The organism is Streptomyces sp. WAC03905 (assembly GCF_057371075.1).
The window spans coordinates 3,338,209-3,362,970 of record NZ_JBXYDZ010000003.1 but is presented as its reverse complement, the minus strand read 5'-3'; the positions used below and the strand labels follow the sequence as shown (position 1 = coordinate 3,362,970).

Annotated in this window: 18 protein-coding genes, 1 tRNA gene and 3 pseudogenes; 18 read left to right on the top strand and 4 right to left on the bottom strand. The window is 69.3% G+C overall.

All coding sequences use genetic code 11. The features are described from left to right. The 7 genes from AC2RP6_RS17545 (at position 1) to AC2RP6_RS17515 (ending at position 5,193) form a co-directional block, all read left to right on the top strand. Entirely contained in the window at positions 1–453 is a 453-nt protein-coding gene (locus tag AC2RP6_RS17545; protein WP_486447042.1) for an FAS1-like dehydratase domain-containing protein, read from the top strand. A 1-nt stretch (position 454) separates the two neighbouring features. Further along, entirely contained in the window at positions 455–883 is a 429-nt protein-coding gene (locus AC2RP6_RS17540; RefSeq protein WP_486447041.1) for a MaoC family dehydratase, read from the top strand. Between the two features lie 134 nt (positions 884–1,017). Then, entirely contained in the window at positions 1,018–1,587 is a 570-nt protein-coding gene (locus tag AC2RP6_RS17535; RefSeq protein ID WP_486447040.1) for a TetR/AcrR family transcriptional regulator, read from the top strand. 78 nt (positions 1,588–1,665) lie between these two features. After that, positions 1,666–3,114, top strand: a complete 1,449-nt coding sequence (locus AC2RP6_RS17530) for a DHA2 family efflux MFS transporter permease subunit (protein WP_486447039.1) — start codon at positions 1,666–1,668, stop codon at positions 3,112–3,114. 111 nt (positions 3,115–3,225) lie between these two features. Then, positions 3,226–3,624 (top strand): DUF3291 domain-containing protein, encoded by a 399-nt coding sequence (locus AC2RP6_RS17525; RefSeq protein ID WP_486447038.1) that lies wholly within the window; start codon positions 3,226–3,228, stop codon positions 3,622–3,624. Further along, positions 3,621–4,760, top strand: coding sequence for a UDP-N-acetylmuramate dehydrogenase (locus AC2RP6_RS17520; RefSeq protein WP_486450362.1), 1,140 nt, complete (start codon positions 3,621–3,623; stop codon positions 4,758–4,760). The genes AC2RP6_RS17525 and AC2RP6_RS17520 overlap by 4 nt, the downstream gene beginning before the upstream one ends. Before the next feature lie 61 nt (positions 4,761–4,821). Next, a complete protein-coding gene (locus AC2RP6_RS17515; RefSeq protein ID WP_486447037.1) occupies positions 4,822–5,193 on the top strand; it encodes a hypothetical protein in 372 nt (123 codons plus the stop codon). Here the strand turns inward: AC2RP6_RS17515 and AC2RP6_RS17510 are convergent. Continuing rightward, positions 5,183–6,203, bottom strand: a pseudogene (locus AC2RP6_RS17510) (adenosine deaminase). The gene AC2RP6_RS17515 and the pseudogene AC2RP6_RS17510 overlap by 11 nt on opposite strands. 255 nt (positions 6,204–6,458) lie before the next feature. After that, positions 6,459–7,685 carry a pyridoxal phosphate-dependent aminotransferase gene (locus tag AC2RP6_RS17505; protein WP_030026641.1) on the bottom strand — a complete coding sequence of 409 codons (1,227 nt, stop codon included), beginning with the start codon at positions 7,683–7,685 and terminating at the stop codon, positions 6,459–6,461. 193 nt (positions 7,686–7,878) lie between these two features. On the opposite strand from AC2RP6_RS17505, the gene AC2RP6_RS17500 reads away from it, so the two are divergent. From AC2RP6_RS17500 to rplA, 5 genes and pseudogenes are all read left to right on the top strand, one after another. After that, positions 7,879–7,951: transfer RNA gene (locus AC2RP6_RS17500), tRNA-Trp, on the top strand. 106 nt (positions 7,952–8,057) lie between these two features. Continuing rightward, positions 8,058–8,339: a preprotein translocase subunit SecE gene (gene secE / locus AC2RP6_RS17495; RefSeq protein WP_030008443.1), complete on the top strand. Its 282-nt coding sequence runs from the start codon at positions 8,058–8,060 to the stop codon at positions 8,337–8,339. Between the two features lie 83 nt (positions 8,340–8,422). After that, a pseudogene (gene nusG / locus AC2RP6_RS17490) lies at positions 8,423–9,299 on the top strand (transcription termination/antitermination protein NusG). 184 nt (positions 9,300–9,483) lie between these two features. Then, positions 9,484–9,918 carry a 50S ribosomal protein L11 gene (gene rplK, locus AC2RP6_RS17485; protein ID WP_030026644.1) on the top strand — a complete coding sequence of 145 codons (435 nt, stop codon included), beginning with the start codon at positions 9,484–9,486 and terminating at the stop codon, positions 9,916–9,918. 89 nt (positions 9,919–10,007) lie between these two features. Continuing rightward, entirely contained in the window at positions 10,008–10,736 is a 729-nt protein-coding gene (gene rplA / locus AC2RP6_RS17480) for a 50S ribosomal protein L1 (RefSeq protein WP_350992873.1), read from the top strand. Positions 10,737–10,778: 42 nt separating this feature from the next. Here rplA and AC2RP6_RS17475 read toward each other — a convergent pair whose 3' ends face one another. Beyond that, positions 10,779–10,925 carry a hypothetical protein gene (locus AC2RP6_RS17475; protein WP_486447036.1) on the bottom strand — a complete coding sequence of 49 codons (147 nt, stop codon included), beginning with the start codon at positions 10,923–10,925 and terminating at the stop codon, positions 10,779–10,781. Between AC2RP6_RS17475 and AC2RP6_RS17470 the strand changes: the two genes are divergently transcribed. The 6 genes and pseudogenes from AC2RP6_RS17470 (at position 10,924) to AC2RP6_RS17445 (ending at position 22,145) form a co-directional block, all read left to right on the top strand. Beyond that, complete coding sequence (locus AC2RP6_RS17470) at positions 10,924–11,793, top strand: SCO4651 family lipoprotein (protein WP_486447035.1); 870 nt, start codon at positions 10,924–10,926, stop codon at positions 11,791–11,793. The genes AC2RP6_RS17475 and AC2RP6_RS17470 overlap by 2 nt on opposite strands. 98 nt (positions 11,794–11,891) lie before the next feature. After that, positions 11,892–12,797, top strand: coding sequence for an SCO4651 family lipoprotein (locus AC2RP6_RS17465; RefSeq protein WP_486447034.1), 906 nt, complete (start codon positions 11,892–11,894; stop codon positions 12,795–12,797). 269 nt (positions 12,798–13,066) lie between these two features. Next, entirely contained in the window at positions 13,067–13,597 is a 531-nt protein-coding gene (rplJ, locus tag AC2RP6_RS17460; protein WP_030653597.1) for a 50S ribosomal protein L10, read from the top strand. 111 nt (positions 13,598–13,708) lie between these two features. Then, positions 13,709–14,096, top strand: a pseudogene (gene rplL / locus AC2RP6_RS17455) (50S ribosomal protein L7/L12). Positions 14,097–14,661: 565 nt separating this feature from the next. After that, positions 14,662–18,144: a DNA-directed RNA polymerase subunit beta gene (gene rpoB / locus AC2RP6_RS17450; RefSeq protein WP_030026653.1), complete on the top strand. Its 3,483-nt coding sequence runs from the start codon at positions 14,662–14,664 to the stop codon at positions 18,142–18,144. Between the two features lie 101 nt (positions 18,145–18,245). After that, positions 18,246–22,145, top strand: a complete 3,900-nt coding sequence (locus AC2RP6_RS17445) for a DNA-directed RNA polymerase subunit beta' (RefSeq protein WP_486447033.1) — start codon at positions 18,246–18,248, stop codon at positions 22,143–22,145. 68 nt (positions 22,146–22,213) lie between these two features. Here the strand turns inward: AC2RP6_RS17445 and AC2RP6_RS17440 are convergent, their stop codons facing one another. Continuing rightward, the gene (locus tag AC2RP6_RS17440) at positions 22,214–24,703 is read right to left on the bottom strand and encodes a YfhO family protein (protein WP_486447032.1); all 2,490 of its coding nucleotides are present in this window, start codon (positions 24,701–24,703) and stop codon (positions 22,214–22,216) included. Between the last annotated feature and the right edge of the window lie 59 nt (positions 24,704–24,762).

Here is a 24,762-nt window from a genome sequence, read left to right as displayed (position 1 = left end):
ATGGCTCTCGACCAGTCCTTCGTGGGGCGGAGCTACCCGCCCACCGAGCCGTACGAGGTCGGCCGGGAGAAGATCCGCGAATTCGCGGTCGCGGTGGGTGACGCCAATCCCGTCTACACCGACCCCGAGGCGGCGAAGGCCTACGGCCACTCCGATGTGATCGCCCCGCCGACTTTCGTGTTCGCCATCACGTTCAAGGCGGCCGGCGCGGTCGTCCAGGACCCGCAGCTCGGGCTGGACTACACCCGCGTCGTGCACGGCGACCAGAAGTTCGCGTACTCCCGCCCGGTGCGTGCCGGTGACCGCCTGTCGGTGACCTCCACCATCGAGGCCGTGAAGTCCCTCGCGGGCAACGACATCATCGACGTCCGCGGCGAGGTCCATGACGAGACCGGCGAGCACGTGGTGACGGCGTGGACGAAGCTCGTCTCCCGCGCCCCCGAGGAGGCCTGACATGGCAGCGCAGATCAAGTACGCCGACGTCGAGGTCGGCACCGAACTGCCCGCGGCGTCCTTCCCCGTGACCCGCGCCTCGCTCGTCCAGTACGCCGGCGCCTCGGGCGACTTCAACCCGATCCACTGGAACGAGAAGTTCGCCAAGGAGGTCGGGCTGCCGGACGTGATCGCGCACGGCATGTTCACCATGGCCGAGGCGATCCGCGTGGTTACCGACTGGGTGGGCGACCCGGGGGCGGTGGTCGAGTACGGCGTGCGCTTCACCAAGCCCGTCGTGGTCCCCAACGACGACGAGGGCGGCCTCATCGAGGTCAGCGCCAAGGTCGCGGCGAAGCTGGACGACAACCGGGTACGGGTCGACCTGACCGCCATGAGCGCGGGCCAGAAGGTCCTCGGCATGTCCCGCGCGGTGGTCGCGCTCGCCTGAGAGCCCGAATCCGAGGGGGTGGGGCTCCCGCCCCCTCGGTGCTCCCGCCCCCTCGGTGCCCCCGCCCCCTCGTCGCCGATCGCACCCGCAGCCAAGGCTTGACGAAGTTAGTGATTGAGCACTAACTTCTTCGTATGGCAAGGATGAGCGCAGAGGAGAGGCGCGAGAGCGTCATCCGGGCGGCGATGCACGAGTTCGCCCGGGGCGGGTACTACGGGACGTCCACCGAGGCGATCGCCAAGCGGGTGGGTGTCTCGCAGCCGTACCTCTTCCGGCTCTTCCCCAACAAGCAGGCGATGTTCCTGGCCGCGTCCGAGCGCTGCCTGCGGGACACGCGCGACGTGTTCGCCGCCGCCGTGGAGGGGCTGAGCGGCGAGGAGGCCGAGCGCGCCATGGCCAACGCCTACACCCGGCTGATCACGGAGGATCCCGACAAGCTCCAGATGCAGCTCCAGATGTACGTCACCGTCGCAGCTGCCGAGGCGGCCGGCGATCACGAACTCGGCGAGCTGGTCCGCCAGGGGTGGATGGAACTCTGGGACACCGTCCACCTCCCGCTCGGTGCGGACCCGCGGGAGACGACGACCTTCATGGCCTACGGGATGCTGATCAACACGCTGGCCGCGATGGGGTTCCCGCCCGGACACCGGGTGTGGGAGGGGTTCTACCCGTCGGCCCGCACCACCGGACGCCTGGAGAAGTGACGCATGCGCGCGACCTCGCGCACATGCGCATGGGCCAAAAAGTTAGTCAGCAATAACTAACAACTCACAGGGGGAAACGTGCACACGCAAGACGTCGACACCAAGCTCCGCGGGCCCGCCGTATGGGCCCTCGTCCTCACCGGCGTCGCCAGCTTCATGGCGGCCCTCGACAACCTCGTCGTGACCACCGCCCTCCCCGCCATCCGCGCGGACCTCGGCGGCGGCCTGGAGGACCTGGAGTGGACGGTGAACGCCTACACGCTCACCTTCGCCGTCCTCCTCATGTTCGGCGCCGCCCTCGGGGACCGCTTCGGCCGCCGCCGGCTGTTCATCGCGGGCCTCGCCGTCTTCACCGGTGCCTCCGCCGCGGCCGCCCTCTCACCCGGGATCGACGCGCTCATCGCCGCCCGCGCCGTGCAGGGCGTGGGAGCCGCCGTCATGATGCCGCTCACCCTGACCCTCCTCACCGCGGCCGTCCCCGCAGCCCGACGCGGCATGGCCCTCGGTATCTACGGAGCCGTCACCGGCCTCGCCGTCGCCAGCGGCCCCCTCATCGGCGGCAGCCTCACCGAGCACATCTCGTGGCAGTGGATCTTCTGGCTCAACGTGCCCATAGGCCTGGCCCTGATCCCGCTCGCCCGCCTGCGCCTGGCCGAGTCCACCGCCCCCGGCGCCCGCCTCGACATCCCCGGCACCCTGCTCATCAGCGGCGGCCTCTTCGGCATCGTCTACGCCCTGGTCAACGCCAACTCCGAGGGCTGGACCAGCGCACCCGTCCTCACCGGCCTGATCCTCGGCTCCGCCCTCGTCGCCGGCTTCATTCACCACGGAGCCACCCACGCCGACCCCATGCTTCCCATGCGGCTCTTCCGTGACCGCGGCTTCCTGGGGATCAACCTGGCCAGCCTGCTGATGTTCCTCGGCATGTTCGGTTCGATCTTCCTGCTCAGCCAGTTCCTCCAGGGCGTCGCCGGCTACTCGCCCACCGAAGCCGGCGTGCGGATGCTCCCCTGGACCGGGATGCCGATGATCGTGGCCCCGCTCGCCGGGATCCTCTCCGACCGCATCGGCGGCCGCCCCGTCGTCGCCGCCGGGCTCGCGTTCCAGGCGCTCGGCCTGGGCTGGTTCGCGGCGGTCCTGAGCACGGACGTCTCGTACGCCGCGCAGCTGCCGCCGCTGATCCTCAGCGGGATCGGCATGGCCCTCTACTTCGCCCCCGCGGCCAACGTCCTGATGTCCACCGTCCGCCCCGCCGACCAGGGCCGGGCCTCGGGCGCCAACAACGCCCTGCGCGAGCTCGGCGGAGCCCTCGGCGTCGCCGTGCTGGCCTCCGTCTTCTCCGCCCAGGGCGGCTACGAGTCCCCGCAGGCCTTCACCGACGGCACCGTCCCCGCCCTCTGGATCGGCGCCGCAGCGGTCGCCCTCGCCGCCGGTCTGGCCCTCCTGGTGCCCCGCCGGTCCACGACCGCCCGGGTCCCCGCGGGCCGCACCGCCACCGCCCCGGAGAAGGTCGCCGCCACCGGCTGACCCGGGACCCGTACGTACGGAAGGCCCCGCGTACGTACGGAGGGACCGCGCACCTGCGCAAGCCCCCACCCCACCGACCGGATCCGCACCCAGGAGCACAAGGAGCACCCCATGCCCGACATCCCCTGGTCCACGCCCACCCCGGCCGAGCCCGGCGCCGAGGCCTACGTCATGGCCTCCCGCTTCGAGACCGCCACCCTCACCGGCGCCGTCAGGTTCCTCCTCAAGGCACCCGGCATCATCCGCCAGATGCGCCGCGCCCCCGGCGCCCACGGCGTCGCCCTCCGCGCCCGCGTCCTGCGGCGCACCTTCCTCACCCTCTCCGCATGGGAGGACCGCGACGCGCTCCACCGCTTCGCCCGCAGCGAGCCCCACCGCACCAGCGCCCGCGCCGCCGGCGCGTACATGAAGGAATCCGTCTTCACCTACTGGACCGTGCCGGCCGCCGAGCTGCCGATCACGTGGACCGAGGCCGAACGCCGCCTCGCCGAGCAGGAGACGCACCGCTGACCCGGTCCGCCCGGGGGACGAACGACGACGGTCCGTGGCCCCGCAGGGATGCGAGGGGCACGGACCGTACTCTTGTCCACGTGCAGGAACTCCACGAAGCCCCCCTCGCCCCGCTGACCACCTTCCGTCTCGGTGGTCCCGCCGCCCGCCTGGTCACCGCGACCACCGACGCCGAGGTCGTCGCCACCGTGCGCGCCGCGGACGAGAGCGGCACGCCGCTCCTGATCATCGGCGGCGGCAGCAACCTGGTCATCGGCGACCAGGGCTTCGACGGCACCGCCCTGCGCATCGCGACCACCGGCTTCACACTCGACGGCACCACCCTGGAGCTCGCCGCCGGCGAGAACTGGAGCGACGCCGTCGCCCGCACCGTCGAAGCCGGCCTCGCCGGCATCGAATGCCTCACCGGGATCCCCGGCTCGGCCGGCGCCACCCCGATCCAGAACGTCGGGGCCTACGGCCAGGAGGTCTGCGACACCATCACCGAGGTCGTCGCCTACGACCGCACCACCGGCGACACGGTCACCCTCACTGCCGCCGAGTGCGCCTTCCGGTACCGCAACAGCACCTTCAAGGACCAGCCCGACCGCTACGTCGTCCTGCGCGTGCGCTTCGCCCTGGAGGACGCCGGCGGCCTCTCGGCGCCGATCAAGTACCCGGAGACCGCCCGCGCCCTCGGCGTCGAGGCCGGCGACCGCGTCCCCGCCGCCACCGCCCGCGAAACCGTCCTGCGGCTGCGCGCCGGCAAGGGCATGGTCCTCGACCCCGCGGACCACGACACCTGGTCGGCCGGCTCCTTCTTCCACAACCCGATCCTGACCGACGAGGCCTACGCCGCCTTCCTCGCCCGCGCCCAGGACCGCCTCGGCCCCGACACCGCCCCGCCCGCCTACCCCGCCGGCGAGGGCCGTACGAAGACCAGCGCGGCCTGGCTGATCGACAAGGCCGGCTTCACCAAGGGCTACGGCACCGGTCCCGCGCGCATCTCCACCAAGCACACCCTCGCCCTCACCAACCGGGGCGGGGCCACCACCGAGGACCTCCTCGCCCTGGCCCGCGAGGTCGTCGCGGGCGTCCACGCGGCCTTCGGCGTCACGCTCGTCAACGAGCCGGTGACGGTCGGCGTCAGCATCTGAGGAGCCCCGGCCGCCCATGCTCTGTCCCCGTCACGGGGCCGGTACGGACCCCACTCGGCTCGTGGGTCGCACGCTCAGCAGGGTCGTCGCGTCCTGGCACGTCAGCGACGGCGAACGCTCCGAGTCCCCCCTCGACGTCTGGCTGATCGACAGCGTCGGCGACTCCATCCGGATCACCACCGGCTCCGACCAGTGCCTCATCGTCGAGTCCGCCCCGCCCCACGCGCCGTACGACATGGGGGAGTGGGGCCGCATCGAGGTCGGCGAGGACCTCGGCGACCATCCCTTCCTGCGGCACCTGGGCGAGACCGTCTCCTCGGTCGCCGAGTTCGCCGTGCCCGAACAGGGCCGCACCCACCTGGAGATCGGCTTCCCGGACGGCCGCCGGGTGCGCGCCGACTGCTACGAGGGGGACCTGCGGCTCACCCGCTGAGCCAGTGGTCGATCCCGGCCAGCAGCTTGGCCTGCACCTCGTCCGGCGCGGCGCTGCCGCGCACCGACTGGCGGGCCAGCTCGGCGAGCTCCGGATCCGTGAAGCCGTGGTGGCGGCGGGCGATCTCGTACTGGGCCGCCAGCCGCGACCCGAACAGCAGCGGGTCGTCCGCGCCCAGCGCCATCGGCACCCCGGCCTCGAACAGCGTGCGCAGCGGGACGTCCTCGGGCCGCTCGTACACGCCCAGGGCGACGTTCGAGGCGGGGCAGACCTCGCAGGTGATCTGCCGGTCCGCGAGCCGCTTCAGCAGCCGGGGGTCCTCCGCGGCCCGCACGCCGTGCCCGATGCGGGCGGCGTGCAGGTCGTCGAGGCAGTCGCGGACCGAGGACGGGCCGGTGAGCTTCTCCACCGTGCGGGGCCGCCAGGAGCCCGCCCTCGCGGGCGATCGCGAAGGCCCGGTCGAAGTCGCGGGCCATGCCGCGGCGCTCGTCGTTGGAGAGGCCGAAACCGACGACGCCGCGGTCGGCGTAGCGCACGGCGAGGCGGGCCAGGGTGCGGGCGTCGAGGGGGTGCTTCATGCGGTTGGCGGCGATCAGGACCCGCATGCCGAGGCCCGTCTCGCGGGAGGCCGCGTCGACGGCGTCGAGGATGATCTCGACGGCCGGGATCATCCCGCCCAGCAGCGGGGCGTAGGAAGTGGGATCCACCTGGATCTCCAGCCAGCCGCTGCCGTCGCGGACGTCCTCCTCCGCGGCCTCCCGGACCAGGCGCCGGATGTCCTCGGGCTCGCGCAGGCACGAGCGGGCGGCGTCGTAGAGCCGCTGGAAGCGGAACCAGCCCCGCTCGTCGGTGGCGCGCAGCTTGGGGGGCTCTCCGGCGGTCAGGGCGTCGGGAAGCCGGACGCCGTACTTGTCGGCGAGCTCCAGGAGGGTCGATGGTCGCATCGACCCGGTGAAGTGCAGGTGGAGGTGGGCCTTCGGCAGAAGCGTGAGATCGCGTGCGTGCTCCATCCGGTGATCCTGCCGTACCGCTGCGCTCGGCGGGAGGGGGTTTTCCCTTTCGGGGGCTTGCTCGAACGCGAGAGCGGCCGTAAGGGGCTCCCGGGCGACGCCCGGACCTGCGCCTCGAACGCCGGGCGGGGCTGATGGTGCCGGCGGGGCCGGGCGGGCCGGGCGGGCCGGGGGGGCCGACGGGTCCGGAAACGCCGGGGCGGCGGCACCCCGCGGGGTGCCGCCGCCCGGTTCGTGCCGCGGGCCGCCCGAGGCCTAGGCCTTGGCCTCGGCCAGCAGCTTCTGGATGCGGGACACGCCCTCGACCAGGTCCTCGTCGCCCAGGGCGTACGAGAGGCGCAGGTAGCCGGGGGTGCCGAAGGCCTCGCCGGGGACGACCGCGACCTCGGCCTCGTCCAGGATCAGGGCGGCCAGCTCGACGGAGGTCTGCGGGCGCTTGCCGCGGATCTCCTTGCCGAGCAGTTCCTTGACCGACGGGTACGCGTAGAACGCGCCCTCGGGGGTCGGGCAGAAGACGCCGTCGATCTCGTTCAGCATCTTGACCATCGTCTGGCGACGGCGGTCGAAGGCCTTGCGCATCTCGGCGACCGCGTCCAGGTTGCCCGAGACGGCGGCCAGCGCGGCGACCTGGGCCACGTTGGAGACGTTGGAGGTGGCGTGCGACTGCAGGTTCGTCGCCGCCTTGACGACGTCCTGCGGGGCGATGACCCAGCCCACCCGCCAGCCCGTCATCGCGTACGTCTTGGCGACGCCGTTGACGATGATGCACTTGTCCCGCAGGGCCGGCACCAGGACCGGCAGCGAGGTGAACTTCGCGTCCCCGTAGACCAGGTGCTCGTAGATCTCGTCCGTCAGCACCCACAGGCCGTGCTCGGCGGCCCACTCGCCGATCGCCTTCGCGTCGGCCTCGCTGTAGACGGCACCGGTCGGGTTGGACGGGGAGACGAACAGGACGACCTTGGTGCGCTCGGTGCGCGCGGCCTCCAGCTGCTCGACGGAGACCCGGTAACCGGTGGTCTCGTCGGCGACGACCTCGACCGGGACGCCGCCGGCGAGACGGATCGACTCCGGGTAGGTGGTCCAGTACGGCGCCGGGACGATGACCTCGTCACCCGGGTCCAGGACGGCCGCGAAGGCCTCGTAGATCGCCTGCTTGCCGCCGTTGGTCACCAGGACCTGCGACGCCTCGACCTCGTAACCGGAGTCGCGCAGCGTCTTGGCCGCGATGGCCGCCTTCAGCTCCGGCAGACCGCCGGCCGGCGTGTAGCGGTGGTACTTGGGGTTGCGGCAGGCCTCGACCGCGGCCTCGACGATGTAGTCCGGGGTCGGGAAGTCGGGCTCGCCCGCGCCGAAGCCGATCACCGGGCGTCCGGCGGCCTTGAGGGCCTTGGCCTTGGCGTCCACGGCGAGGGTGGCGGACTCGGAAATGGCGCCGATACGGGCGGACACCCGGCGCTCGGAGGAAGGCGTTGCAGAGGTCATACCGGCAATCGTCCCAGACCGCGAGAAGGCGCCGCACACCGTTTCAGTCAACGGACTCGACCATGTCAGGTCGGGTGCTGTTCGACGTCACGGCCCGGTTCACGTACACTCACCTGTCGTTGGACCTCGCCGGCCGCTGCAGAGCGTGAGCACTCCGCGCACTCGCCCGGATGCGGTAGGTTGGGGGACGCAAAGGGTCGTAGCTCAATTGGTAGAGCACTGGTCTCCAAAACCAGCGGTTGGGGGTTCGAGTCCCTCCGGCCCTGCTCCACACTCCTTCTCGGACGTGTGTGCGCAGGTACGTACTTAGATGCAACGCCGTGCGGCGCAACCGGGCGCGGTACGGCCACGACCCGGATTCAGGTGAGAGACGTGACGGACGCCCTGGGCTCCATCGACATGCCTGATGCCGAGGACGAGACGCGCGAGAAGAAGGCCCGCAAGGGCGGCAAGCGCGGCAAGAAGGGCCCCCTGGGCCGTCTCGCGCTTTTCTACCGCCAGATCATCGCGGAACTCCGCAAGGTTGTTTGGCCGACTCGCAACCAGCTCACGACGTACACCACCGTGGTGATTGTCTTCGTGGTCATCATGATCGGTCTGGTGACCGTGATTGACTTCGGGTTTGAAAAGGCCATCAAGTTCGTCTTCGGCTGATCCCCGCGGGGGGCGGCGCCTTGATGGTGTCGCCCGTTTTCGCATGTTCCACCACCTTTTGTATCCAGGAAGAAGCAGCCACCGTGTCTGACCCGAACCTGAACGTGAGCCACGACTCCGTCGAGTCCGTCGAGGACGAGCTCGACATCGTCGAGGCGGCGGACGCTGTGGACCCGGACGAAGCCGAGCTCGCCGACGCCGAGGCGGGTGAAGCCGCCGAGGAGGCCGCGATCCACGTCACGGACGAGGACGCGGACGAGGCCGAGGCCGAAACCGAGCTCGAAGAGGCCGCCGACGACGCCGAGATCGCGGAGGAGGCCGAAGAGGCCGAGCCCGCCGAGCCGGTCGACCCGATCCAGGCCCTGCGCGAGGAGCTGCGCCTCCTCCCCGGCGAGTGGTACGTGATCCACACCTACGCCGGCTACGAGAAGCGCGTGAAGGCCAACCTGGAGCAGCGTGCCGTCTCGCTGAACGTCGAGGAGTTCATCTACCAGGCCGAGGTGCCCGAGGAAGAGATCGTCCAGATCAAGAACGGCGAGCGCAAGAACGTCCGGCAGAACAAGCTGCCCGGCTACGTTCTCGTCCGCATGGATCTGACGAACGAGTCCTGGGGCGTCGTCCGCAACACCCCCGGCGTCACCGGCTTCGTGGGCAACGCGTACGACCCGTACCCGCTGACCCTGGACGAGATCGTCAAGATGCTCGCCCCGGAGGCGCAGGAGAAGGCCGCCAAGGCCGCCGCGGAAGAGGCCGGTCTGCCCGCGCCCGCCGTCAAGCGCACCGTCGAGGTCCTGGACTTCGAGGTCGGCGACTCGGTCACCGTCACCGACGGCCCGTTCGCCACGCTCCAGGCGACCATCAACGAGATCAACCCCGACTCGAAGAAGGTCAAGGGGCTCGTCGAGATCTTCGGTCGCGAGACCCCGGTCGAGCAGCTTCGACCAGATCCAGAAGAACTGATCCACTCCGCGTGGGTCACGGCTTCTGAGCCACAGCTTCCGGACAGGTCAGACCGCCCCTCACGGGTGGTCTGACCTGCTCGGTTTTTAGCCCCGCACTGATACCCGTTATCGTGGTGCGGTATGCCTCCATCCGGATGACCGGATCGGCGGCTGAAAACTCTCACTAGGACCCGGAGAGAGCAATGCCTCCCAAGAAGAAGAAGGTCACGGGGCTTATCAAGCTCCAGATCAAGGCCGGTGCGGCCAACCCGGCTCCGCCGGTCGGCCCCGCGCTCGGTCAGCACGGCGTCAACATCATGGAGTTCTGCAAGGCCTACAACGCCGCGACCGAGTCGCAGCGTGGCATGGTCGTGCCGGTGGAGATCACGGTCTACGAGGACCGCACCTTCACCTTCATCACCAAGACTCCGCCGGCCGCGCGCCTCATCCTGAAGCACGCGGGCATCGAGAAGGGCTCCGGCGAGCCCCACAAGACCAAGGTCGCCAAGCTCACGGCTGCCCAGGTCAAGGAGATCGCCGAGCTGAAGATGCCCGACCTGAACGCCAACGACATCGACGCGGCCGTCAAGATCATCGCCGGCACCGCGCGTTCGATGGGCGTCACCGTCGAAGGCTGATCCAGCCACCCCCTCGCACCACCAGTGGTAGGACCAAGCGCTGGTCCGCACCACGACTCCATGCCTGAAGCCACAACACAGGAGCAGAAGTGAAGCGCAGCAAGACTCTCCGCGCTGCGGACGCCAAGGTCGACCGGGACAAGCTCTACGCCCCGCTCGAGGCCGTCCGTCTCGCCAAGGAGACCTCCTCCACCAAGTTCGACAGCACCGTCGAGATCGCCTTCCGCCTGGGTGTCGACCCGCGCAAGGCCGACCAGATGGTCCGCGGCACCGTGAACCTCCCGCACGGCACCGGCAAGACCGCCCGGGTCCTGGTCTTCGCGACCGGTGACCGTGCTGCGGCCGCGGAAGCCGCCGGCGCCGACATCGTCGGCGACGACGAGCTGATCAACGAGATCGCCAAGGGCAACCGCCTGAACGAGTTCGACGCCGTTGTCGCCACCCCGGACCTCATGGGCAAGGTCGGCCGCCTCGGCCGCGTGCTCGGTCCCCGTGGCCTCATGCCGAACCCGAAGACCGGCACCGTCACGATGGACGTCGCGAAGGCTGTCACCGAGATCAAGGGTGGCAAGATCGAGTTCCGCGTCGACAAGCACTCGAACCTGCACTTCATCATCGGCAAGGTCTCCTTCTCCGACGAGCAGCTCGTCGAGAACTACGGAGCGGCCCTCGACGAGATCCTTCGTCTGAAGCCGTCCGCCGCCAAGGGCCGCTACCTGAAGAAGGCCGCCCTCAGCACCACCATGGGCCCCGGCATCCAGCTGGACCCGAACCGCACGCGGAACCTCCTCGTCGAGGAAGACCCGGCTGCGGTCTGAGCCTGACGCTCACCGAGCGGCTCCACGGGCCCCTCGCCCCCTTCACGGGTGGCGGGGGGCCCGTTCCCGTTCCCCCCGCGAGTCCCGTGCGAAGGCGCGCGACCACGGGTCGTACAGTCGTACGAGCAGCGCGCAGGCGGGGACGCCGAAGACCACGTGCTGCACGATGACATGGGGTGGGGAAGACATGAACGCGTACCGCAAGAAGACCGCCGTGGCCGTCCTGGCCGCCCTCCTGCTCGCAGGAGGTGCCACGGCCTGCGAGAACGGCGACGAGCCGAAGAAGGATGCAGGCGCGTCCGCAGCCGCACCGGCCAAGGCCCCCGAGAAGCCGGCGGAGGTGACGCCGGCCGCGTACCTCGAGAAGACGAGGAAGAAGTCCGAGGAGATCACCTCGCTCCGGTACACCATCGCGGGCAGCGCCGCGGGCCAGAAGATCAACGGCGAGGCCGCCATGCGGATCAAGCCCACCGTCGCCATGTCGATGACGATGGATTCGCCCGAGAAGCCGGGCGAGAAGGTGCAGATCCGCCTCCTGGACAGCGCCATGTACATGGGCGCCGAGGGCAAGTGGCTCAAGTTCGACCTCAAGGCCCTCGCTCCCGAGCAGGCCAAGGAGCTGGACTCCCTCGGCTCCGCCCAGCAGGGCCAGAACCCGGCCGACACGGCCGACAGCCTGAGCGCCGCCAAGGACCTCAAGAAGGTCGGCGACGAGACCATCGACGGTCAGAAGACGACGCACCTGAGCGGCACCGTCTCGGTCGACGAGCTGCGCTCCCGCAGTGCCGCCTCCGGCCCGGAGGCCAAGGAGCGCCAGGAGAAGAACCTCGCCGCACTGGAGGCCCAGGGCATCAAGACCCTGACCATGGACCTCTGGATCGACGAGAACGACCAGGCCAAGCAGGTCCGCACCCAGGGCGCCGGCACCTCCGGGCCCATGGACGTCACCATCAAGTTCCTGGAGATCAACAAGCCCGTCGACGTCACCGCGCCGCCGGCCGAGCAGGTCGTCGACCTCGCCGAGATGATGAAGGGCGCCGGCGAGGGCTCCGCCTGACCGCCGCAGCAGCACCCGTACGACCGCAGTACCGTCGCGCCGCCGCCGCTCACCGGCGGCGGCGCGACGTGCACCGACCATGCATGGGGGAGAACCAGATGAACAAGGCTGTCCGGATCCGGGCCGGCGCGGCGATCGCCGGTACCGCGCTTCTCGTGGGCGGTCTCACGGCCTGCGGCGGCAGCGCCGGCGCGGGCGAGGCGGCGGACGCCACGGCGCACGACCCCGCGGAGGCGGTGAAGGCGTCCTACCTCAAGACGGTGGCCGCCAAGTTCGCCAAGGCGGAGGTGTCCACCGTCGGTGCCGACGGCAAGAGCAGCGGCCAGTCCGGCACGAAGGGCTGGTACCCCTCCAGCCACAACGTGGTCCTCAAGGAGGGCGGCGGCAAGCCCGACACGCGCTCGATCATGATGGGCGACACCATCTACACCCAGCTCGACAAGCCCCTCAAGGGCAAGACCTGGATGCAGATGGACCTGGCCAAGGACGGCAAGCCGGGGGTGCGGCTGAACGAGGACCCGGCCGAGTACCTCGCCATGCTGCTCGGCCAGGAGAAGCTCACGCACGTGGGAGCGGGGACGACCGACGGGGTCGAGGCCCAGCACTACCGGGGCAGCCTCACCAACGCGGACCTGGTCAGGGCGGACGAGTCCACCAAGGTCATGGAGGAGAAGAACCGCCGGTACCTCCACGAGTCGGTGAAGCACATCACCGCCTTCGAGGTGGACCTGTGGATCGGCAAGGACGGCTACCCGGTCCGCGTCGACAGCTCCAGCACGGACGACAAGGGCACGTCGAAGACGACGGCCATGTTCTCCGACTTCGGCAAGCCCGCCGCCGTCCAGCCGCCGCCGGCCGACCAGGTCATCACCTTCGACGCCGTGATGAAGGGCGTCGACGCCGACCTCGAACAGGTCGACAAGGACCTGGAAGCGGCCGACAAGAGCCTGGAGGAGGCCGACAAGACGCTGCGGGAGGCCGGGCTGCCCGGCCTCCGCCAGTGACCCGCCGCTGCCCGGCCCACTGACCGATTTGCCTCGACCGGAACCCTTCACGTAGTCTTCCCCGGAAGCCAAAGACCGCTGGTCGTTGCCGTGCCCGCAAGGGTTCGGTGGCCGAAGGATCCGCTGCATGCGGACGACCCGCGCAGGTGACTGTGGAAGGTTCCCGGAATTCGTTCCGGTCGAGCCACGCCCTGGCGCCTGCGCCGGGGCGTTTTGTGTGTCAGCCCCTTCTGAGCGGTCCTCATCACCCGGAAGGAGGCGAACGCACCATGCCGACGCCCAACAAGGCTGCATCGGTGGCCGAGCTCAAGGACGCGTTCCAGAGCTCCAACGCCGCCGTGCTGACCGAGTACCGGGGTCTCACCGTCGCGCAGCTCAAGACGCTGCGTCGCTCCCTCGGTGAGAACGCCCAGTACGCCGTGGTGAAGAACACGCTGACCAAGATTGCGGCCAACCAGGCCGGGATCACCGCGCTGGACGAGCACTTCGCTGGTCCGACCGCGGTCGCCTTCATCACCGGTGACCCGGTGGAGTCGGCGAAGAGCCTGCGTGACTTCGCCAAGGACAACCCCAACCTGATCATCAAGGCGGGTGTCCTTGATGGTAAGGCGCTCTCCGCCGATGACATCAAGAAGCTTGCGGACCTCGAGTCCCGCGAGGTTCTGCTCAGCAAGCTGGCCGGCGCGTTCAAGGGCAAGCAGTCCCAGGCTGCCTCGCTCTTCCAGGCGCTGCCGTCGAAGTTCGTCCGCACCGCGGAAGCGCTTCGCGTCAAGCTCGCCGAGCAGGGCGGTGCCGAGTAATTCGGCTCGCGCACTGATCCGCGCCGCCTAGTGCGCGGGTCGTAGCGGGCCGTTACGCCCGCCTCTATAGACATATCGGCACCTGCCGAATTAGTGGAAGGATCGCCCATCATGGCGAAGCTCTCTCAGGACGACCTCCTCGCCCAGTTCGAGGAGATGACCCTCATCGAGCTTCTCCGAGTTCGTGAAGGCCTTCGAGGAGAAGTTCGACGTCACCGCCGCCGCGGCCGTCGCCGTTGCCGCCCCGGGTCAGGGTGGTGGCGACGCCGCCGCCGCCGAGGAGGAGAAGGACGAGTTCGACGTCATCCTCACCGGTGCCGGCGACAAGAAGATCCAGGTCATCAAGGTCGTGCGCGAGCTGACCTCCCTGGGTCTGAAGGAGGCCAAGGACCTCGTGGACGGCGCCCCGAAGCCGGTCCTCGAGAAGGTCGCCAAGGACGCCGCCGAGAAGGCCGCCGAGGCCCTCAAGGGCGCCGGTGCGGCCGTCGAGGTCAAGTAACACCTCTGAGGCCCTCCTGAGGCCTCAACCAAGGGCGATCACCCGTAAGGGTGGTCGCCCTTTGGCGTACCGGCAGTGCCTGACTTGCCCTGGTCTCGTTGGGGAGTAGGGTGATCATCGTTGCCCCGACGCTGGGTCCGAAGATGATCCGCTCGGAGCAGGGGGCCTTGACGAACGGGACGCGGCGCAGCATTCTCAGACCCGTCGAGAGGTCGACCACCCGGATCCGGGATCCGAGGCATGGATCGACTACGAAGAGGGCAGTACTGATACGCGCTCTGTGCACGAGCCGCAGCGTTGGACGCAGGGTTGAACGACATGGGGAAGGCCTGTTGCCGGTTTCCGGAAACGCGGTCTGGACATCAGTGAGCCAAGTGGCTACACTGACCCTTTGCGCTGCCTGTTAGCTGTCCCCTGCCCGTCGCCAGGGACATGCCCACGCTTGAGCACACTTGATTGATCCACCCTGACCTGGTGTTTTGGCCGGAATCGGGGGGCCCTGTCTTCTGTGTCTGCTGGGACCGGTACGCGCGTAGTGAGTCCGAGCCCTCGGAAGGACCCCCTCTTGGCCGCCTCGCGCAACGCCTCGACCAATACGAACAACGGTGCCAGCACCGCCCCGCTGCGCATCTCCTTTGCAAAGATCAAGGAGCCCCTCGAGGTTCCGAACCTCCTGGCGCTGCAGACCGAGAGCTTTGACTGGCTGCTCGGCAATGCCGCCTGGAAGTCTCGCGTCGAGTCGGCGCTTGAGAGTGGACAGGACGTCCCCACCAAGTCCGGTCTGGAAGAGATCTTCGAGGAGATCTCGCCGATCGAGGACTTCTCCGGGTCGATGTCGCTGACCTTCCGCGACCACCGTTTCGAGCCGGCGAAGAACTCCGTCGACGAGTGCAAGGAGCGCGACTTCACGTACGCGGCTCCGCTGTTCGTCACGGCCGAGTTCACGAACAACGAGACCGGAGAGATCAAGTCTCAGACGGTCTTCATGGGCGACTTCCCGCTCATGACCAACAAGGGCACCTTCGTCATCAACGGCACCGAGCGTGTCGTCGTGTCGCAGCTCGTCCGCTCCCCCGGTGTCTACTTCGACTCCTCCATCGACAAGACGTCCGACAAGGACATCTTCTCCGCCAAGATCATCCCGTCCCGGGGTGCCTGGCTGGAGATGGAGATCGACAAGCGCGACATGGTCGGCGTCCGCATCGACCGCAAGCGCAAGCAGTCCGTCACCGTCCTCCTGAAGGCTCTCGGCTGGACCACCGAGCAGATCCTCGAGGAGTTCGGCGAGTACGAGTCCATGCGCGCCACCCTGGAGAAGGACCACACCCAGGGCCAGGACGACGCGCTGCTCGACATCTACCGCAAGCTGCGCCCGGGCGAGCCGCCGACCCGTGAGGCCGCCCAGACGCTGCTCGAGAACCTCTACTTCAACCCCAAGCGCTACGACCTCGCCAAGGTCGGCCGCTACAAGGTGAACAAGAAGCTCGGCGCCGACGAGCCGCTCGACGCCGGTGTGCTCACCACCGACGACGTCATCGCCACGATCAAGTACCTGGTCAAGCTGCACGCCGGCGAGACCGAGACGATCGGCGAGTCCGGCCGTTCGATCGTGGTCGAGACCGACGACATCGACCACTTCGGCAACCGTCGTCTGCGCAACGTCGGCGAGCTCATCCAGAACCAGGTCCGCACGGGTCTGGCTCGTATGGAGCGCGTCGTGCGCGAGCGCATGACCACCCAGGACGTCGAGGCGATCACGCCGCAGACCCTGATCAACATCCGGCCGGTCGTCGCCTCCATCAAGGAGTTCTTCGGCACCAGCCAGCTGTCGCAGTTCATGGACCAGAACAACCCGCTCTCGGGCCTGACCCACAAGCGCCGCCTGTCGGCGCTGGGCCCCGGCGGTCTGTCCCGTGAGCGGGCCGGCTTCGAGGTCCGTGACGTCCACCCGTCGCACTACGGCCGCATGTGCCCGATCGAGACCCCCGAAGGCCCGAACATCGGTCTGATCGGCTCGCTCGCGTCCTACGGCCGCGTCAACGCGTTCGGTTTCGTCGAGACCCCGTACCGCAAGGTCATCGACGGTGTCGTCACCGACGAGGTCGACTACCTGACGGCCGACGAGGAAGACCGCTTCGTCATCGCGCAGGCCAACGCGGCCCTGTCCGAGGACATGCGCTTCACGGAGAACCGCGTCCTGGTCCGCCGTCGCGGCGGCGAGATCGACTACATCGCCGGCGGCGACGTCGACTACATGGACGTCTCCCCGCGCCAGATGGTGTCCGTCGCGACCGCGATGATCCCCTTCCTCGAGCACGACGACGCCAACCGTGCCCTCATGGGCGCGAACATGATGCGCCAGGCCGTTCCGCTCATCAAGGCGGAGGCCCCGCTCGTCGGCACCGGCATGGAGTACCGCTGCGCGGTCGACGCCGGTGACTCGATCCGTGCGGAGAAGGACGGTGTCGTCCAGGAGGTCTCGGCCGACTACATCACCGTCGCCAACGACGACGGCACGTACACCACGTACCGCGTCGCCAAGTTCTCCCGGTCGAACCAGGGCACCTCGGTCAACCAGAAGGTCATCGTCAACGAGGGTGACCGGATCGTCGAGTCCCAGGTCCTCGCCGACGGACCGGCGACCGAAGAGGGCGAGATGGCCCTCGGCAAGAACCTGCTCGTCGCGTTCATGCCGTGGGAAGGCCACAACTACGAGGACGCGATCATCCTGTCGCAGCGCCTCGTGCAGGACGACGTCCTCTCCTCGATCCACATCGAGGAGCACGAGGTCGACGCCCGTGACACCAAGCTCGGCCCCGAGGAGATCACCCGGGACATCCCGAACGTCTCCGAGGAGGTCCTCGCGGACCTCGACGAGCGCGGCATCATCCGCATCGGTGCGGACGTCGTCGCCGGCGACATCCTGGTCGGCAAGGTCACGCCCAAGGGTGAGACCGAGCTGACCCCGGAGGAGCGCCTGCTCCGCGCGATCTTCGGTGAGAAGGCCCGCGAGGTGCGCGACACCTCGCTCAAGGTCCCCCACGGTGAGATCGGCAAGGTCATCGGCGTCCGCGTCTTCGACCGCGAGGAGGGCGACGAGCTTCCCCCGGGCGTGAACCAGCTGGTCCGCGTCTACGTCGCCCAGAAGCGCAAGATCACCGACGGTGACAAGCTCGCCGGCCGTCACGGCAACAAGGGTGTCATCTCCAAGATCCTCCCGATCGAGGACATGCCGTTCCTCGAGGACGGCACCCCGGTCGACATCATCCTGAACCCGCTGGGTGTCCCGTCCCGAATGAACCCGGGACAGGTCCTGGAGATCCACCTCGGCTGGCTCGCCAGCCGCGGCTGGGACGTCTCCGGTCTGGGTGAGGAGTGGGCCGAGCGACTGAAGGCCATCGGCGCCGACCGCGTCGAGCCCGGCACCAACGTCGCCACCCCGGTGTTCGACGGTGCCCGCGAGGACGAGCTCGCCGGCCTGTTCGAGCACACCATCCCGAACCGCGACGGTGACCGCCTGGTCCTCCCGTCCGGCAAGGCGCGCCTGTTCGACGGCCGCTCCGGCGAGCCGTTCCCGGACCCGATCTCGGTCGGGTACATGTACATCCTCAAGCTCCACCACCTGGTCGACGACAAGCTCCACGCCCGTTCGACCGGTCCGTACTCGATGATCACGCAGCAGCCGCTGGGTGGTAAGGCACAGTTCGGTGGCCAGCGATTCGGTGAGATGGAGGTGTGGGCGCTCGAGGCGTACGGCGCCGCCTACGCCCTCCAGGAGCTGCTGACCATCAAGTCCGACGACGTCACCGGCCGCGTGAAGGTCTACGAGGCCATCGTCAAGGGCGAGAACATCCCCGAGCCGGGCATTCCCGAGTCCTTCAAGGTGCTCATCAAGGAAATGCAGTCGCTCTGCCTCAACGTGGAGGTGCTGTCCTCGGACGGCATGTCCATCGAGATGCGCGACACCGACGAGGACGTCTTCCGCGCGGCGGAGGAGCTCGGTATCGACCTGTCCCGGCGCGAGCCGAGCAGCGTCGAAGAGGTCTGACGGGCCTGACGGGGGGCTCACGAACAGAGCCCCCCGTCATCCCCGGGACCGTTCAGACCACTGATCAAGAGACACGACCCCGAAAGAGGGATTGACGCACAGTGCTCGACGTCAACTTCTTCGACGAGCTGCGGATCGGCCTTGCCACCGCGGACGACATCCGAACCTGGTCGCACGGCGAGGTCAAGAAGCCGGAGACCATCAACTACCGCACCCTGAAGCCCGAGAAGGACGGACTCTTCTGCGAGAAGATCTTCGGTCCGACCCGGGACTGGGAGTGCTACTGCGGCAAGTACAAGCGTGTCCGCTTCAAGGGCATCATCTGTGAGCGCTGTGGCGTCGAGGTCACGCGCGCCAAGGTGCGCCGTGAGCGCATGGGCCACATCGAGCTTGCCGCTCCCGTCACCCACATCTGGTACTTCAAGGGCGTCCCGTCGCGCCTGGGCTACCTGCTGGACCTCGCGCCGAAGGACCTCGAAAAGGTCATCTACTTCGCCGCGTACATGATCACGTTTGTCGACGACGAGCGCCGCCAGCGCGACCTGCCGTCGCTGGAGGCCCACGTCTCCGTCGAGCGCCAGCAGATCGAGAACCGCCGCGACGCCGACCTCGAAGGCCGCGCCAAGAAGCTCGAGTCCGACCTGGCCGAGCTCGAGGCCGAGGGCGCCAAGGCCGACGTGCGCCGCAAGGTGCGCGAGGGTGCCGAGCGCGAGATGAAGCAGCTCCGCGACCGCGCCCAGCGCGAGATCGACCGCCTCGACGAGGTGTGGGCCCGCTTCAAGAACCTCAAGGTCCAGGACCTCGAGGGCGACGAGCTGCTCTACCGCGAGCTGCGTGACCGCTTCGGCACGTACTTCGACGGCTGCATGGGCGCCGCCGCGCTGCAGAAGCGCCTGGAGTCCTTCGACCTCGAGGAGGAGGCCGAGCGCCTCCGCGAGATCATCCGTACCGGCAAGGGCCAGAAGAAGACCCGTGCGCTCAAGCGCCTCAAGGTCGTCTCCGCGTTCCTGCAGACCAGCAACAAGCCCAAGGGCATGGTTCTGGACTGCGTCCCGGTCATCCCGCCGGACCTGCGTCCGATGGTGCAGCTGGACGGTGGCCGCTTCGCGACCTCCGACCTGAACGACCTGTACCGCCGCGTGATCAACCGCAACAACCGCCTGAAGCGCCTTCTCGACCTCGGTGCCCCCGAGATCATCGTGAACAACGAGAAGCGCATGCTCCAGGAGGCCGTGGACGCCCTCTTCGACAACGGTCGTCGTGGCCGCCCGGTGACGGGCCCCGGCAACCGTCCGCTGAAGTCCCTCAGCGACATGCTGAAGGGCAAGCAGGGTCGATTCCGTCAGAACCTCCTCGGCAAGCGCGTGGACTACTCCGCGCGTTCCGTGATCGTCGTCGGCCCGCAGCTGAAGCTGCACCAGTGCGGTCTGCCCAAGGCCATGGCGCTGGAGCTCTTCAAGCCGTTCGTGATGAAGCGCCTGGTCGACCTGAACCACGCGCAGAACATCAAGTCGGCGAAGCGCATGGTCGAGCGCGGCCGCACGGTCGTCTACGACGTGCTCGAAGAGGTCATCGCCGAGCACCCGGTCCTGCTGAACCGTGCGCCCACGCTGCACCGTCTCGGCATCCAGGCCTTCGAGCCCCAGCTGGTCGAAGGCAAGGCCATCCAGATCCACCCGCTCGTCTGCACCGCGTTCAACGCGGACTTCGACGGTGACCAGATGGCCGTGCACCTGCCGCTCTCCGCGGAGGCGCAGGCCGAGGCCCGCATCCTGATGCTGTCCTCGAACAACATCCTCAAGCCGGCCGACGGCCGTCCGGTCACGATGCCGACCCAGGACATGGTCCTCGGTCTGTTCTTCCTGACCACCGACGGTGAGCTCCGTGACACCAAGGGCGAGGGCCGCGCGTTCGGCTCCACGGCCGAGGCGACCATGGCGTTCGACGCCGGCGAGCTGGCGCTGCAGTCGTCCGTCGACATCCGCTTCCCGGTGGGCACCATCCCGCCGCGCGGCTGGGTGCCGCCGGTCGCCGAAGAGGGCGAGCAGGAGTTCCAGCCGGGCGACAGCTTCCGTCTGCGCACCACCCTGGGCCGCGCGCTCTTCAACGAGCTGCTGCCCGAGGACTACCCGTTCGTCGACTACTCGGTGGGCAAGAAGCAGCTCTCCGAGATCGTCAACGACCTGGCGGAGCGCTACCCCAAGGTCATCGTGGCGGCGACGCTCGACAACCTGAAGGCGGCCGGCTTCCACTGGGCGACCCGTTCCGGCGTCACCGTGGCCATCTCCGACGTCGTCGTGCCCGAGGCCAAGAAGGCCATCGTCGCGGGCTACGAGGCGCAGGACGAGAAGGTCCAGAAGCAGTACGAGCGCGGTCTGATCACCAAGGACGAGCGCACGCAGGAGCTCATCGCGATCTGGACCAAGGCGACCAACGAGGTTGCCGAGGCGATGAACGCGAACTTCCCCAAGACGAACCCCATCTTCATGATGGTTGACTCGGGTGCCCGAGGAAACATGATGCAGATGCGACAGATCGCCGGTATGCGTGGTCTGGTGTCGAACGCGAAGAACGAGACCATCCCGCGTCCGATCAAGGCGTCCTTCCGTGAGGGCCTCACCGTTCTGGAGTACTTCATCTCCACGCACGGTGCCCGTAAGGGTCTGGCGGACACCGCCCTGCGTACCGCCGACTCGGGTTACCTGACCCGTCGTCTGGTGGACGTCTCGCAGGACGTGATCATCCGCGAGGAGGACTGCGGCACCGAGCGCGGCCTGAAGCTGAAGATCGCCGTCCGCGGCGAGGACGGCGTGCTGCGCAAGGCCGACGACGTCGAGACCTCGATCTACGCCCGCATGCTGGCCGAGGACGTCGTCATCGACGGCAAGGTCATCGCGCCGGCCAACGTCGACCTCGGTGACGTGCTCATCGACGCCCTGGTCGCCAACGGCGTCGAGGAGGTCAAGACCCGCTCGGTCCTGACCTGTGAGTCCGCGGTCGGCACCTGTGCCTTCTGCTACGGACGCTCCCTCGCCACCGGCAAGCTGGTCGACATCGGTGAGGCGGTCGGCATCATCGCCGCCCAGTCCATCGGTGAGCCCGGTACCCAGCTGACGATGCGTACCTTCCACACCGGTGGTGTGGCCGGTGACGACATCACGCAGGGTCTGCCGCGTGTCGTCGAGTTCTTCGAGGCCCGTACCCCGAAGGGTGTCGCCCCGATCTCCGAGGCCGCCGGCCGCGTGCGGATCGAGGAGACCGAGAAGACGAAGAAGATCGTCATCACGCCCGACGACGGCAGCGACGAGACGGCGTTCCCGATCTCGAAGCGCGCCAAGGTCATCGTGCACGAGGGCGACCACGTCGAGGTGGGCCAGAAGCTCACCATGGGTGCCACCAACCCGCACGACGTGCTGCGCATCCTCGGCCAGCGTGCCGTCCAGGTCCACCTGGTCGGCGAAGTCCAGAAGGTCTACAACTCGCAGGGCGTGTCGATCCACGACAAGCACATCGAGATCATCATCCGGCAGATGCTGCGCCGCGTGACGATCATCGAGTCCGGCGACGCGGAGCTCCTGCCGGGCGAGCTGGTCGAGCGGTCGAAGTTCGAGACCGAGAACCGTCGCGTGGTCACCGAGGGCGGTCACCCCGCCTCCGGCCGTCCGCAGCTGATGGGTATCACCAAGGCCTCGCTCGCGACCGAGTCGTGGCTGTCGGCGGCGTCCTTCCAGGAGACGACCAGGGTCCTGACGGACGCGGCGATCAACGCCAAGTCCGACTCCCTGATCGGCCTCAAGGAGAACGTCATCATCGGTAAGCTCATCCCGGCCGGTACGGGCCTCGCCCGCTACCGCAACATCCGGGTGGAGCCCACCGAGGAGGCGAAGGCCGCGATGTACTCGGCCGTCGGCTACGACGACATCGACTACTCGCCCTTCGGCACCGGCTCCGGCCAGGCCGTCCCGCTGGAGGACTACGACTACGGCCCGTACAACGGCTGACAGCTCGTATGAAGAAGCCCCCCGCCGCTCCGAGAGGAGCGGCGGGGGGCCTTTTCGTTTCCCCCGGGTCAGCGTCGGCGCAGGCGGCGCAGGTGGGTCCGGGACGGGACCGCGAGCAGGGCCAGGAGGGCCAGGGCGGCTCCGCCCAGGCCTGCGGTGAAGCCCTTCGGGGTGAAGGTGCAGGAGAACCGGTCCGTGCCCGGCGGGAGCTCCACGGCCAGCAGGCCGTGGAAGGGCCTGACCGGGGCCGAGCAGCTCCAGCCGGGGACGGCGGTCGTGGCGACGACCGCGGTGCCCCGGGTGTGCGGGGGGACGGTGGCGCCGATCGAGTGCCCACCGACCTCCACCGCGGTGGCGCCGGTGACCTTCAGGCGGTCCACGGCCGACCCGAGGGCCGCCCGGTCCAGACAGCCCAGCGGGTGGGCACCCGCGTCGGCGCCCCTGGTACGGGTCCGCACGGTGACGTCGACCTTGCCGGAGGCGGGGACCGGCCCGAGCGGGGTCACGCCCGTCATCTCGTCCTCCAGCGGCTTCTCGGTGCCCCCGCTGCGGAGGGTGCCGTAGAGGGCGGGGGAGTACCAGTACGCCTCGGAGCCGGGCCGGCACACCGCGGCGTAGGCCTGGACCTCCGGGCCGCCGCCGCGGGTGACCTCGGGGACCTCGTAGACCGTGGCGCCCAGGACGGTCTCCTGGCGCGCGTAGACGCTGTCCGCCGGGTTCGGGGAGGCGTACGCGCCGGTGCGGACGGTCACCAGCGGGGGCGCCGGGAACCTCTCGGCCGTCCAGCTGTGGGGCGCGGTCCCCGGCCGGACCCGCGCTCCGATCGAGAAGATCGCGTCGAGCACCGGGTTGTCGGCGCCGAAGAAGGTCCGGCCGTCGTTCTTGAAGCCGTACCCGAGGGGCTCCAGCGCCCGGTACGTGGCCTCGGGGAGGTAGCTGCTGTAGTACTGCGGCCCCTCCGCGCGGAGCGCCAGGGCGTCGTTGTACGCGGTCTGGGGGGCGCCCGAGTCCGTGCGGTGGGCGGGCCAGTCCTCGGCGTCGCGGACGGCGTCGAAATGCCGGGCGATCGACTGGTTGGAGGTGGCGACCGGCTTCGCCCAGCGCTCGCGGGCGCGGCGGGCGTCGGCGCCCGCCGCCGCCGCGGTGGACTCGGCGAGGACCACGCCGACCATCAGCACGGCGGCCACCGGGACCAGGAAGCGGCGCTTCTCGCCCAGCCGCAGCAGGACCAGGGCCAGCAGGGAGACGCCGCCGCCGACGAGCACCGCCGGCCAGGTCCAGCCGCCGAAGTCGTCGGTGCGCCGGAGTACGAAGGTGGCCGCGACCAGCACGGCGGCCATCAGGGCCAGGTGCCGCGGCCGCGGCCGGTTGGCCAGGGCCAGCCAGGCCATGACCACCACCATCCCGCTGAAGACGAAGGTCTCGCGGTACGGGTTGCCGTTCGGCACCGCCAGCCCGTGCCACACGTACTGCGTGGGCGGGAACTGGAAGGAGGCCAGGACCAGCGCGGTGGCCACCGCCCACACCAGGCGGGTGCGGCGGGCGACGGCGGAGTCGAGGAGGAATGCGCCGGCCAGGATCAGGCCGAGCGAGGCCACGTAGAGCCGGGGGCGGCCGCCCCACAGGTGCGTGGCGGGGAGCATGCCCGCGAAGAAGACCTCGATCCGCACCGGGTCGAAGGCGCCGGCCTTCGTGGGCTGCGCGGCCCCGCTGGACAGGAACGAGGGCAGGAGCAGCGGGAGCGTGAGCAGGATCCCGGTCCCGGCGGCCGTCGCGGCCCGCCCCAGGGCGACCAGCCGGTCCCGCGCCGTCGTGTCGCGGGTGGCGAGGCGGATCGCCAGCAGGACGCAGGCGGCCATCGTGGCCATCATCGCGGTGTAGAAGTTCCCGAACCAGGCGAGGGCGACCAGCAGGGCCGCACCCGGCCAGCGGCGTCCCTCCAGGCACCACTCGACGGCGATGCCGAGCATCGGGAACGCCACCAGGCCCCAGAGCCACATCGGGATGTACGAGGCGTCGCTCAGCGCCCACCCGCACAGCCCGTACGTCGCCCCCAGCACGCCCCGCTGCCACCACGGGCCGGGATGCAGCTTGCCGAGGTACACCGTCATCACCGCGGCCGCGGCGCCCAGGGTGACCGGGGTGACCGCGAAGACGGCGAGGTCGACGTGGGCGCGCGGCACCAGGACGGCCATCCAGGAGAACGGATTGCCGAGGTAGGTGTGGTAGTCGGACAGGAACTGCTGTCCGAATCCGCCGCGCCAGGTGAAGAGCAGGTCTCCGGCGGCCTGTCCGTGGACCAGGTCCCACAGCGCCCGGTGGAAGGGCACGTACTGGTTGGCCTGGTCGTTGAGGGCCCGCCCCGTGTTGCCGAAGGGGAAGGTGCCTCGGGCGACCCAGGAGGCGCAGAAGGCGGTCGCCGCCAGCAGGAAGGCCAGCAGGGGTCCGCGCAGGCGGGCGGACCTGCGGACCGAGCGGCGGACGGTTCTGCGGACGGCGGACGAGGTGCTGTCCGGAGCGGGGGGCCGGGTGTCGACTGTGGTCGGCTCGGGTGCCACGGTCCCCAATGTGCTGCTCCCTGCTGATCGACTCGCGGGCGCCCAGCGCCCGGGCAAGG

Coding starts and splice junctions, on each gene's coding strand:
- AC2RP6_RS17470 (WP_486447035.1), top strand. CDS start 10,924: ATGAACGCGTACCGCAAGAAGACCGCCGTGGCCGTCCTGGCCGCCCTC.
- AC2RP6_RS17540 (WP_486447041.1), top strand. CDS start 455: ATGGCAGCGCAGATCAAGTACGCCGACGTCGAGGTCGGCACCGAACTG.
- AC2RP6_RS17465 (WP_486447034.1), top strand. CDS start 11,892: ATGAACAAGGCTGTCCGGATCCGGGCCGGCGCGGCGATCGCCGGTACC.
- AC2RP6_RS17505 (WP_030026641.1), bottom strand. CDS start 7,685: ATGACCTCTGCAACGCCTTCCTCCGAGCGCCGGGTGTCCGCCCGTATC.
- AC2RP6_RS17535 (WP_486447040.1), top strand. CDS start 1,018: ATGGCAAGGATGAGCGCAGAGGAGAGGCGCGAGAGCGTCATCCGGGCG.
- AC2RP6_RS17475 (WP_486447036.1), bottom strand. CDS start 10,925: ATGTCTTCCCCACCCCATGTCATCGTGCAGCACGTGGTCTTCGGCGTC.
- AC2RP6_RS17525 (WP_486447038.1), top strand. CDS start 3,226: ATGCCCGACATCCCCTGGTCCACGCCCACCCCGGCCGAGCCCGGCGCC.
- rplJ (WP_030653597.1), top strand. CDS start 13,067: ATGCCGACGCCCAACAAGGCTGCATCGGTGGCCGAGCTCAAGGACGCG.
- AC2RP6_RS17545 (WP_486447042.1), top strand. CDS start 1: ATGGCTCTCGACCAGTCCTTCGTGGGGCGGAGCTACCCGCCCACCGAG.
- rplK (WP_030026644.1), top strand. CDS start 9,484: ATGCCTCCCAAGAAGAAGAAGGTCACGGGGCTTATCAAGCTCCAGATC.